The sequence below is a fragment of the Candidatus Enterococcus wittei genome (genome assembly GCF_002140175.1).
In the GTDB taxonomy this organism is placed as follows: Bacteria; Bacillota; Bacilli; order Lactobacillales; family Enterococcaceae; genus Enterococcus_B; species Enterococcus_B wittei.
Genome location: NZ_NGMO01000002.1, coordinates 321663 through 334048, shown reverse-complemented (window position 1 = coordinate 334048; position 12386 = coordinate 321663). Strand labels below are relative to the sequence as shown.

9 protein-coding genes and 2 pseudogenes are annotated in these 12386 nt (G+C 37.1%); 1 reads left to right on the top strand and 10 read right to left on the bottom strand.

The window, feature by feature from the left end; genetic code table 11:
• Window positions 1-17: 17 nt before the first annotated feature.
• Window positions 18-1448 carry a rhamnulokinase gene (gene rhaB / locus A5844_RS05810; protein ID WP_086284322.1) on the bottom strand — a complete coding sequence of 477 codons (1431 nt, stop codon included), beginning with the start codon at window positions 1446-1448 and terminating at the stop codon, window positions 18-20.
• A gap of 152 nt (window positions 1449-1600) precedes the next feature.
• Between rhaB and A5844_RS05805 the strand changes: the two genes are divergently transcribed.
• Window positions 1601-2470, top strand: a complete 870-nt coding sequence (locus A5844_RS05805; protein ID WP_086284321.1) for a helix-turn-helix domain-containing protein — start codon at window positions 1601-1603, stop codon at window positions 2468-2470.
• 92 nt (window positions 2471-2562) lie between these two features.
• Here A5844_RS05805 and A5844_RS05800 read toward each other — a convergent pair whose 3' ends face one another.
• From A5844_RS05800 to adhE, 9 genes and pseudogenes are all read right to left on the bottom strand, one after another.
• Window positions 2563-3462 (bottom strand): AraC family transcriptional regulator, encoded by a 900-nt coding sequence (locus tag A5844_RS05800; protein WP_086284320.1) that lies wholly within the window; start codon window positions 3460-3462, stop codon window positions 2563-2565.
• Between the two features lie 212 nt (window positions 3463-3674).
• Window positions 3675-4380 (bottom strand): annotated as a pseudogene (locus A5844_RS05795) (RNA-guided endonuclease TnpB family protein).
• Between the two features lie 11 nt (window positions 4381-4391).
• Window positions 4392-4796: an IS200/IS605 family transposase gene (gene tnpA, locus A5844_RS05790; protein WP_086284319.1), complete on the bottom strand. Its 405-nt coding sequence runs from the start codon at window positions 4794-4796 to the stop codon at window positions 4392-4394.
• Between the two features lie 158 nt (window positions 4797-4954).
• A pseudogene (locus A5844_RS05785) lies at window positions 4955-5172 on the bottom strand (sugar phosphate isomerase/epimerase); the annotation flags it as partial.
• Window positions 5173-5182: 10 nt separating this feature from the next.
• The gene (locus A5844_RS05780; protein WP_086284318.1) at window positions 5183-6478 is read right to left on the bottom strand and encodes a TRAP transporter large permease; all 1296 of its coding nucleotides are present in this window, start codon (window positions 6476-6478) and stop codon (window positions 5183-5185) included.
• 15 nt (window positions 6479-6493) lie between these two features.
• Entirely contained in the window at window positions 6494-6973 is a 480-nt protein-coding gene (locus A5844_RS05775; RefSeq protein WP_086284317.1) for a TRAP transporter small permease, read from the bottom strand.
• On the bottom strand, window positions 6954-7991 hold the full coding sequence (locus tag A5844_RS05770; protein WP_086284316.1) for a TRAP transporter substrate-binding protein: 1038 nt from the start codon (window positions 7989-7991) through the stop codon (window positions 6954-6956). Before A5844_RS05770 ends, A5844_RS05775 begins: the two co-directional genes overlap by 20 nt.
• Window positions 7992-8008: 17 nt before the next feature.
• The gene (gene bglB / locus A5844_RS05765; RefSeq protein WP_086284315.1) at window positions 8009-9118 is read right to left on the bottom strand and encodes a beta-galactosidase BglB; all 1110 of its coding nucleotides are present in this window, start codon (window positions 9116-9118) and stop codon (window positions 8009-8011) included.
• 545 nt (window positions 9119-9663) lie between these two features.
• Entirely contained in the window at window positions 9664-12261 is a 2598-nt protein-coding gene (gene adhE, locus A5844_RS05760) for a bifunctional acetaldehyde-CoA/alcohol dehydrogenase (RefSeq protein ID WP_086284314.1), read from the bottom strand.
• Window positions 12262-12386 lie beyond the last annotated feature (125 nt).

Genomic DNA, 12386 nt, shown 5'->3' with positions numbered 1-12386 from the left:
CGGTCACTCCTTTAAAATTATTCGCTTCTCATTTTTTTGATGGTTGGATCTGGATAAAAAGTTTCGCATGGAAAGGACACTTTGATTGCTCGTCTTGCTTCACTCAAATCCTTGAATTGTTTTGTACTAATCATTTGCATCACAATATTACCGATAGCTGTTGCTTCACTTGGCCCAGCTTCAACTGTAATTCCTGAATGATCTGCTGTTAGCTGATTTAGTAAGCGATTATTCGAACCGCCTCCTACAATATGGAGTTTTGTCAGTTTAGTGTCGGTCAATTGTTCCATTGTCACTCGTTCTTGTGCGTAGCAAAAGGCAAGACTATCATAGACACATCGGGCTAATGCGCCAGCAGTCGTCGGCACTGGCTGTCCAGTTTCAAAGCAATAATCCTGAATCTCTTTGATCATATTTTTAGGATTTAAAAATCTCGGATCATTCACATTGATCATATGTTTCTTTGGGGATTCTTTTTTGGCAAGTTCTGCTAATTGCGCATAACTGTATTTATAATCTTGTATACGAGCAATTTCTTGAATCAACCACATGCCCATGATATTTTTTAAAAAACGAACAGTATGAGATGCCCCCCATTCATTCGTATAATTCTCAGTAAAAGCATATTTTGACACGTTCCTACGATTAGTTTCGACTCCTAAAAGGGACCATGTACCACTACTGAGATATCCCCAACCTTCCCCTTGTCCGGGTGTACCTAAAACTGCGGATGCCGTATCATGACTAGCAACAGTAATAAACGTCGTGTCTGGAAGATCATACTCCGCAAATTTTTCTTTTTTCAGGTCGCCCAGCACCGTACCAGGATCGATTAACGAAGGAAACAAATCTTTCGTAACACCGATTTGTTGAAGAAGTTCAGGTTCCCAATCTCTTGTTGTCACATTCAATAATTGCATGGTCGACGCATTTGTTTTCTCTGTGACCATTTTGCCGGTAAAAACAAAACCAAGATAATCAGGTATCAATAATAACTTATGTGCTTTTGATAGTTGTTTTTTTTCTTCAGCAATTAATTGGAACAACGTATTGAAAGGCTGGATTTGGATACCTGTTTGTTTATACAGCTTATCAAGAGGATAGTGCTTTGAAAAACATTCGACAGCGCCAATCGTGCGCTCGTCCCGATAAGCAATCGGTTCATTTAAACGCTCCCCTTCTTCATCAAGCAAACAATAATCAACTCCCCATGTATCAATACCAGCAAAACAATGATCGATCCCTGACTGTTTTAATTTCTCGAGTCCAATCAAGATCTCCTGAATGAGTGAATCAATATTCCAACGTTCATATCCTCCTTTATTGTGAAACCCATTCCTAAAGCGATGTACTTCTTCTAAGGTCAAGCGATCCTCCGCCTCTTTCGTACTTTTCATCAATCGACCACTTGATGCGCCAATATCAATAGCCACAAATATCATCTGCATTTCCTCACCTCTTTTGCTTTATTGAAAATCTCCACTTCAACAATAAAGCGTTATCATTTATTGATAATGTAATGATATTACACAACATTCAATTTTTCTGCGGACTATTTTGGTATATAATTATACTATCTTGGTAAGTTGGGAGTGTTTACATGGATTATTGGGAAAAAGCAAATCATTCATGGTCGGAAGATTCAAGTAGGGTGATTTTAACCCCTACACAAAGAAGTCGGAATCTATTTTTTTATATCCAAGAAATTGGTCACTTTAAAGCACCTACTCCTTACTACACAGAACGATCACACCTTCCCTCTTTTTTAATTAAATTTACACTATCTGGAGAAGGGTTACTTACATACCAAGGAAAACAGTACCACCTAAGGGCAGGAGATCTTTTTTTCATTGACTGTCAAGAATATCAACGTTATCAAACGATCAGTGATATTCCTTGGGAAATGGATTGGATCCATTTATATGGTCAAAACATCTCCTCCTTTTACCAAGAATTTATTAGAGATGGGGAACACACTTGCCATACAACAACCGTTCCATCAAAAAACAAAATCCATCGCCTTATCACTCAATTGATCCATATGCAACAAGGTGCAAATGCTCGAACTGATTTTCAATCTTCTTTAAACATCCATGAGTTACTGAATGAATTGATTTTACAAAAATACCAAATGGATTTTGAAGAAGCAGATATCCCTGTTTATATTCGTGAGCTACAACAATATTTAGAGGCGCATTTCAAAGAAACCATTACCTTGAAACAACTTGAACAACATTTTTTATTGAATAAGTATCAATTAAGTAAAGATTTCTCAAAATATATTGGTTCTCCACCTATTGATTATTTGATTAATAAAAAACTTTCTTATGCAAAAGACTTACTTCGTTATACGGATTTTTCTATTCGAGCAATCGCAGAAGAAATTGGCATTGATAATTCCGCCTATTTCAGCCGACTATTCAAATCAAAAACTGGTCTTTCACCCCGAGATTTTCGAAGATTCACTTAAGCAATAAAAGGTGAAAAAAAAACGAACTACAGCATTACTTTCGTCTTTCACGATCATAATGACTGTAGTTCGTTTATCTTTTACTATTTTTTTCAATGTACCTCTTCAAAATGTTCATAATGGACAAGCTGATTTTGCGTATTCCTTTTTAAAAATTCTTTTGGAGTCAAGCCAAATTCTTTTTTAAATGCCTTTAAAAAATGCGGATAAGAAGAAAAGCCACACTGGTTGTAAATAGTGCTAGAACTACGATATTCTCGTAGCAATTGTTTTCCATAGATCAGTTTTTTCTTCATCACATATTGATGGAATGTAAAGCCTGTGTGCTTTTTGAATTCTCTAGTAATATGATATCTGCTGACAAAAAATTGTTTTTCCATTTCCTCTAAAGTAAGTGAGTGAGACAAATTCTTCGAGATATATTGGAGCATTTGTTCTACTCGTTCGTTCGGCACAATAGCATTTTGTTCTTGCGTGTTTTCTTCTTTTTGGACTACTTGGTTTAAAAAAATCAAATAATCGACAAGTGATTGTTCGTATTTGATATCCTCACCATAATTTTGTTTATTAGGATATTGATCAATAAATGCTAACTTTTCTTTTAATTGTTGCGGATCAACTTGGAGCACGCGACTTCTTTTCTCGCCCAATGGTTGAAAGCAAGAAGACAAATTAGACCACTGTGTAGAACGACTTTCTAAAAAAGAGGAGGTAATAAATATATAAACACGTTCGAATACATCCGTTGATTGTCGAACAATCCGATGTAAGTCGTTGGAATGGATCAGCAAAACACTTCCTGCTTGTATTGTAAATTGTCTCCCATTTAAATAAAAAGAGGCTTTTCCTCTTAATGTCGCATGGATTTCATAAAAATCATGCTGGTGATAAATCGTTTTATTCTGACTGACAACGTCTTCCACATGATAGATTTCATATTGATCTGATACCATCGTATTCACTTTTTCACCATTTATTTTTTTTTGCTGCATCAGCGCCCCCCTTGTTCAATGTTGAACAATGCTATTATACACATCATTAATCCGTGAACTACTCACCACTTAGCTAAACCTGACGGTTCTTAACCTTGAAGTGGGAGCTTCTTGGGAAAAGAGCATACTTGATAGCTTATTTCTTTACTAACAGCGGTGTCTCTTATTGACCAAGCTATCCCCATAGTTCCTACGGTTCTTGTTTATTTGATCTAAGCCAATCCCATGGAATATAGCTTTAGACCTTCGGCCAAGATATTGATACTAGCGTTTATATCTCGGTCATGATGAGTATGACAAATAGGACAAGTCCATTTTCGAATTTCGATAGGTTTCTTGCCATCATTATACCCACATTCTGAACAAATTTGACTAGATGGAAACCACTTATCCACTTTGATGATTTCTTGTCCATACCAGTCAGCCTTATATTGTAATTTCGTCACAAAACTAGACCAAGATACATCAGAAATGCTTTTTGCTAATTTATGATTACGCAACATACCTTTGGTGTTTAAGTCTTCAATACAGATAATATCGTGTTTTTTGATCATTTCTGTACTCAGCTTATTCAGAAAATCAGTACGTTGATTCATTACTTTTTCGTGCAGTCTAGCCACTTTACATTTTTGTTTTTGATAATTTTTAGCTTCAAACAGATTGATGCTCTTCTGTTTAGCTAATAATGCAAGGCTATCCACTTCTTTTAAGAACAGAAATTCTTTCTTGTATTTTGCTGATGTTGGAAAACTCATTTTTTTAGAGGAATCATTCTTAGTTTCTTCATAAGCTTTTATTCGGTCATCAAGCATTAGATTGTAGATCTTACGAACACAGCCAAAAGACTGACTTGCCAAAGAAAATTTTTTGCTTTTCAGTCGGATAAATTCTAAATTTATAGGCTTTTAGCCGTTCCACAAGATTCACCTCTATTTGTGTTTGTTTCCTTGGTTTTGAATATATTTCTTGATGATTTCGATAGGTGCACCACCAGTTGTCAAAAGACAAAAACTTTTAGACCAAAACATTTCTTTCCAAAGAAACGGTTTGACTCTTGGAAAATCACGTTTTATTAATCGTGAACTGGCACTTTTATAAGCATTGATGAATTTTGTCAGTTCTGTTTTAAGGTGGGCTTTGAACATAATATGAAGATGATCTTTATCATGATTCCACTCAACTAAAATAATATGATACGATTCTGAAATTCTTTCAAAAGTCTCTTTAGCAAATTCAGATATTTCATCATCAATTACTTGTCTACGATATTTAGTTACCAATACAAGAGGATAGTAGAGTAGAAACACTGAATGATTATTAGTATCTAATTCCATGCTATATCCGCTCATTTCTTATATAGACCGATTATAAAATGTAACAAAATAAAAAGGCAATAAGCCTTATATATCGGTCTTCAAGTTACCAACGGCAACCCTCATACCGACGGCATTCATCACCCACCTATAGAGGATGGGCGACTTCTGCCTAATTATGTTAAAATCCCAACAGTGACTTCTTTTTTTCCAAAATACGTTTCATATAATTTCCCATTCCAGCATTGATTTCCTTGCTGCCAGAAGGTAGATCAGGAAATGAGCGGCCTAAAGTAAGTTGCAACGTATGGACACCTTGCTCTTGCGTTTTCTTCGCAAGTTCTTCTATCGTTTGGACATTCGATAAATCATGTCCTCTGATGGTGATATTCAGCATACTGATTCTCCTAACTCAACATATCTGGTAACCACATAACAATTTGTGGGAAATAAGTGATCAATAGCAACACCCCTAAGATCACTCCATAAAAGGGAAGTAACGGCTTCAACATTGATTCTGTTTTCACTCCACCCACACTTGCTCCTACATACAATCCCGTTCCTAGTGGTGGTGTGATCGATCCAACACATAAATTCATAATAGAGAATAGTCCGTAATGAACTGGATCTACTCCCACACTGGTCACAATAGGTAAAAAGATAGGTGTAAAAATCAGAATAGCTGGTGCCACATCCATAAACATCCCTATGAGTAGTAAAACAAGATTAACTAATAGCAAAATAATGAATTTATTATCTGTTACACCCATGATCATTGAACTGATTGCTTGAGGAATCCCAGTAAACGCCATGGCAAACGACATCATGGAAGAAGTGGCAAGTAAAAACATGATCGTTCCCGACATCGCTACTGCTTGAACCAACATGCTCGGAAGATCCTTCCACTTGACTGTTTTATAATAAAACATAGCAATCAACAATGAATAAAGGACCGCAATCGCTGAAGCTTCTACCGCAGTGAAGATCCCTGTTAGGATCCCGCCAATAATAATAATGATCAACAGTAAACTCGGTAACGCTTCTCTTATGATTTTCCCCGATTGAGCAATTTGACCTTTTTTAACAACAGGGTATTTATTTTTTTTAGCAACGACATAAGCAACAAGTAAGATTCCGAGTGACCACAGCGCCCCAACAAGATACCCTCCCATAAATAAAGCAGAAATGGATGCGCCTCCTGCTACTAATGAATACATGATGAAAGCCGTACTTGGTGGAATCACCATCCCAGTTGGGGCAGAAGCAATATTGACCGCAGTAGCAAACTTTCGATCATAACCTTCCTCCACTTGCTGAGGGATCAATACCCCACCAATTGCCGTAGAGGCTGCAATGGCCGAGCTAGAAATTGAACCAAATAATGCATTTCCCAAGACATTCGTATGTGCTAAAGCTCCTGGCACACGACCTACAAACAGCATGGCAAAATCCACCAATTTTTTGGCGATCCCTCCGTTATTCATAATAATCCCGGAAAAAACAAAAAATGGAATGGCGATCAGTGAAAAACTATTGATGCTTCCTACCATTTTTTGTGCAGAACTAAATGCAGAAACTCCAAATGGGATAACCAACAACAACGTCATCATCGACGAAAAAGCAATACTAATCGCAATAGGCATACCCACGATAAGTAATATGACAAACACCAAAAACAATACGAGTCCAGCTTCTATAGCCATCTTATTCCTCCGCTTTTATATTTTTTCTTGAATGATCGGCTTATTTCTAAGTGTATCGGTCAAATTGATCAGACTATAAAGAATAATAAGAACTCCTGATACAGGAATCGATAAATAAACATAACCCATCGAAATACCGAGAGAAGGTGAAATTTGCCCCATTGTCAAAGTGACAGCGTTCCAGCCGCCATAAACCATGATCATCATAGCAAAAATCAGAAAGAGACATTGAACAATTATTTCCAACACCTTGCTCTTTTTCCCAGATAACTTCTCACTTAAAATCGTTACGGCCAAATGCGCCTTTTGTCCTACTACATAAGCTGAAGCAAGCATCGCAAACCAGACGAGTCCAAACCTGACAAGTTCCTCAGTTACGGTGTTCGGATCGCCCAAAATAGACCGTGAGAACACTTGCCATAGCACGATCCCAATCATACTAACAAGTAAAGTAGCGCCTAGAAATTCTAAGAGTTTATTCAAAACTATTTTCATCTCCACTACCTCCTTGTTCTTGGATCATCTGATAAAGTTTTTGATAGGTTGGGGCATTTTTAAAAGTATCATGGAGCGGTGCTACAGCTACTCTAAATGGTGAGTTATCTACTTCATTAAATTGAACACCATACTTTTCTTTTGCTATTGCTTTTTCTTCTTCAATTGCTTTTGAAAAGGCTTTGATTTCAAATACAGTAGATTCTTTCGCTGCTTCTTCAATTGCAAGTTCTTGTTCCGTGGATAATTGCTCCTTACTTGCATCATTCATAATGATGATATCCGGAACACGCGTATGCTCGTCATAAGAATAATATTTTGCTACGCCTCCATGTCCTGCCGTATGTAAAACAAATTCGTTGTTTTCTGAACCGTTGATCAAATTAGCTTGAAGAGACGTATAAACTTCGTCACTTCCCATGGGAACTGCAGATCCGCCTAATAGTTCAACCATTTTGATGGCGGTTTCACTTTGCATCACACGAATCTTTTTCCCCTTCAAGTCTTCAGGTGAATGAACTGGACCATCCACCATATAAAAGCTCCTTTGTCCTGAGTCATAATAAGTCATTCCCGTAAATCCTAAGTTTGCAGTTGATTGGTAGATTGGTTCCATGATTGCTTCATTATCCATGACGTTAAAAAAGTGAGCTTCATCTTTAAATAAATAGGGAACAGAAAAGATCGAATAATCTTTTGAGAAACTTTCCAATGCAGAAGCACTTACTTTCGTGAAATCTACCGCTCCTGATTGCGTTAACTCAATCAATTCTCTTTCGCCACCTAACTGTCCATCTGGAAAGTATTGGAGGACAACTGAACCAGCAGTTTTTTCTTCAACTAAACGTCCAAATTCATTCATTGCATCAATGACCGGCTGACTATTACTAGCATAGGCAAAACGTAAAGTAATCACTTCATTTTCCTCTGCGCTAGTGAACGTTGTGGCATTACTACACCCACTTAAGCTTAGAAACCCTAAACATAGCGAGCTTGTTAGTATGGCTCTTTTCTTCATCTCATGCTTCCTTTCTTTTAACAATAAGAAACCAACAACTCCGTTAAACAAAGTACCGTTAATGATTGTCCGTAAGGCATAGCTGTAATCCCAATGTTTCGATAAAAATCTAAATCATCCCCCATTCCTGTCCCAATTGAAACATTTTGGACTTCTCCTGTTTCATCGATTTGTTCCAATAAGCCACTAATAGCGAGGTAAGCTACCTCTTTGTATTCTTTGGGTAAATAGCGTTTATGAATCGCTTTCAATATCCCGTAAGTAAATCCCGCTGTCGCAGAAGACTCCACATAAGAAGATGGATCATCTAATAATGTATGCCATAAACCGCTTTTTGATTGATAACTAGCAAGTGTGCGTACTTGTGCTTCTAATGTCTCCATCAATAATTTTCGTAAAGCATCCTCTTTTGGCAGCTCTAAAATCTCAATGATTTCAGGAATAGCTATCGTTAACCAGCAATTTCCCCGTGCCCAGAACGCCTCAGCATAATTATGGTTGCCGTCGAATGTCCACCCGTGATACCACAACCCTGTTCGTTTATCCATTAAGTATTTGATATGGATCATAAATTGATAACGTGCTTCTTCTAAGTATTCCAAACGATTGAGTAACTTGCCGATTTTGGCTAAAGGCAAAACGGTCATCATTAAGGTATCATCCCATAATTGATTTTTATTTTCTGGACCATATGTCGCATGTTGTAAGCCATTCTCTTTTGTTCTGGGCATTTCATACATGACCCATTCGGCCCACTGCTCCAAATAAGGAAGATAGCGTGAATCTTTTGTATCTTCATATAAATACGCCATTGTAAGTAGTGGGGCCATCGTATTGACATTTTTTGGTGGTGCGCCTTCTTTCATACGGGCTTCAAACCATTCATTGACTACTTCATAGGCTCGAACATTTTTAGTCATTTGATAATTTTTATAAATCCCATATAATCCGACACCTTGTGGCCAATTCCAGACAGACCAACTCTTATCGTCCACTTTAAGCCCATCAAAATCTAATAAAAATTCTCCATTGTCGTCTTTGATCGTTGTAAGATTATCGATCAATAAGTCGATTTTTTCTTCTACTAATTTTTTTGCTACAAAAATCTCTTCTCTAATAATTGACATTTCATCCACACCTTTTAAACCGCTTTCATTATTATTTATCCATAATATAGCAGGAATTCTATCGCCAATAAATAGTATAAATTGCATAAAAACTATCTAAAATTGACCTAAATGAAGAAGTATAGAGGATAGGTTGATTGAAAAATCAAAGCTTATAAATATCTCTATGCGATTCTCTCACAAATCAAGTTTTTCTCCTTTAATCGTATGTCATCCTATCTAGTTTATTTTCTCTTGATTATTTCACGATTTCTTCCTTTTTCGTTGACTTGACAGAAAAGTCATCCAGATTCTTCGTCTCGTTTTTACTTAATGCAAGCTACCTTCTTAAATCAAAGAGCGTGAAACAAAAGTATTATTTACTCTTGTTACACGCTCTAAATCCATATAAACGGCGGAATCAGAAGCAACCCCTTCGATAATAAGCTGAAATTCACAAAAATTTGAAAAGCAATTTTCGTGAATTCCTTCTTATTTCTCGGAGTTAATCACTTCTGTCCCAGCCTCTTTTTCTTTTATCTTGCAATCAAAACATTGAAGCTAAATTAACCTTGATAGGCATCAATGATGATTTGTTTCAATTCACTGATCAATGGCTCTTTTGGATTTGCTGTTGTACATTGATCTTCGTAAGCTAATTCAGCCATACGATCAACTGTCGTATCTAACGTTTCTTGAGTCACACCTTGTGCCTTCAAGCTCATGTCGATACCGACAGATTTTCCTAAATCACTTACTGCTTTTGCTAAAGATTCTACGAGCTCTTCTGTGGTGTTTCCTTTCAATCCTAAGAACTTCGCAATATCTGCATAGTCAGTATCTGCACGGAAGTAGTCATATTTAGGGAACATCGCATGTTTTTGTGGATCTTTGGCATTGTAGCGAATGATATGTGGTAAAAGAATCGCATTCGTACGTCCATGAGGGATACCGTATTCTCCACCAATTTTATGTGCTACTGAATGACAAATTCCTAAGAAAGCATTGGCAAACGCCATACCTGCCATCGTTGAGGCATTATGCATTTTTTCACGTGATTCCATATCCGGTGTTTTTACTGATTTTTCTAAATAATCAAAGACTAACTTGATTGCCTGTAAGCTAAGTCCACGTGTGTAGTCAGAAGCCATGACTGATACATATGACTCAATCGCATGAGTTAATACGTCCATTCCTGTATCAGCTGTCACAGAAGCAGGAACTGACATCACAAATTGTGGATCAACGATCGCTACATCTGGTGTCAATGCGTAATCAGCTAAAGGATATTTCACATGTGTTTCGCTATCAGTGATAACCGCAAATGGTGTCACTTCAGAACCTGTTCCTGACGTTGTTGGGATACAAACAAACTGTGTTTTTTCAGGTTTGTCAATTTTATACGTACGTTTACGGATATCTAAGAATTTTTGTTTTGCGCCGAAGAATGAAGTATCTGGGTGTTCATAGAACATCCACATGCCTTTTGCCGCATCCATTGCTGAACCACCACCAAGTGCAATCACTGTATCTGGTTTGAAATCAGCCATTAATTTTGTTCCAGCGTATACTGTATTGGTAGATGGATTAGGTTCAACATCTGAGAAAATTTCGACTTTCACATCGTTTTTACGACGTGCTAACACTTCTCGGACAGTATCGCAATAGCCAAATTGGACCATACCTGGATCACAAACGATCATTACGCGTTCCACATTTTCCATTTTTTCCAAGTAAAGTAATGAGTTCTTTTCAAAGAAGATTTTTGGTGGTAATTTAAACCATTGCATGTTATTTCTCCGTTTCGCTACAGTTTTGACGTTGATTAAGTTGACTGCTGATACGTTTCTTGAAACAGAATTCTTACCATAAGAACCACAACCTAAAGTCAATGATGGAATCATTTCATTATAGATATTACCGATCCCACCTTCTGCAGATGGTGTGTTCACTAAGATACGGCAAGCTTTCATTCGAAGGCCAAATTGAATATGGAGATCTTCATTTTCTGAATGAATCACAGCAGTATGACCTAATCCGCCAAGATTTAACATTCCTTCACATAATTCAAATGCATGTTCTGTACTATTTGATTTGACCATCGCTAAGACTGGTGAAAGTTTTTCACGAGAAAGTGGATAGTCTGCACCGACACCCTCTAATTCTGCTACTAACATTTTTGTGCCTTCTGGGACTTTGATTCCTGCTAATTTTGCGATCTCCATTGCTGAATGACCTACGATTGCTGGATTAACTGCATATTTCCCTTCATTCATGACCGCATCTTCTAATTGTGAAAGCTCGTTAGGTTTCACAAAATATACTTGATGTGCTTGGAATTCAGCTTTTACTGCTGCATAAATTTCTTTGTCCACGATCACAGCTTGTTCAGACGCACAAATCATGCCATTATCAAATGTTTTAGAAACGATCAAATCGTTGACCGCACGTTTGATTTTTGCTGTTTTTTCAATATATGCAGGAACATTACCTGGTCCTACTCCTAATGCTGGTTTTCCTGTTGAATAAGCTGATTTGACCATTCCTGCACCACCAGTTGCTAAGACAATAGCAATCCCAGGATGATTCATCAAAGCAGAAGTAGCATCAATCGATGGATGCTCGATCCATTGGATACAGTTTTCCGGTGCCCCTGCAGCAATTGCGGCATCACGTACAACTTTAGCTGCTGCTGCGGAAGATTTTTGAGCACTTGGATGGAAAGCAAAGACGATTGGATTTCTTGTTTTCAAAGCAATCATTGATTTAAAGATTGTTGTAGACGTTGGATTAGTCGTTGGAGTCACACCACAAACTACACCTACTGGCTCTGCTATCTCAATCAAGCCTTTTTGGGTATCTTCATTGATGACACCCACTGTTTTGTCATGTTTGATATTATTCCAGATATATTCAGAAGCATACATATTTTTGATAGCTTTATCTTCGTAAATTCCTCGGCCAGTTTCTTCCACCGCCATCTTCGCTAATGGCATATGTTGATCCAGTGCAGCCATTGCCATTTCATGCACAATATGATCGACTTTTTCTTGATCGAAACTTTCCATTTCTTTTAATGCAATATTTGCTTTTTTCGCTAATTCATCAATCATTACTTGGACATCAATCGTTTTTACTTCTTCTTTTTCCATTACTTTAGCCATTGTTATCCCCCTAAAAGGTTATTGTTATTTGTTAAACATTTCACATAGTCATCATACAACAAAAAATATTCCCTGTAAACACTTTTTTGTGATTTTTTTCACATTTATAATTAATGAGTATATTC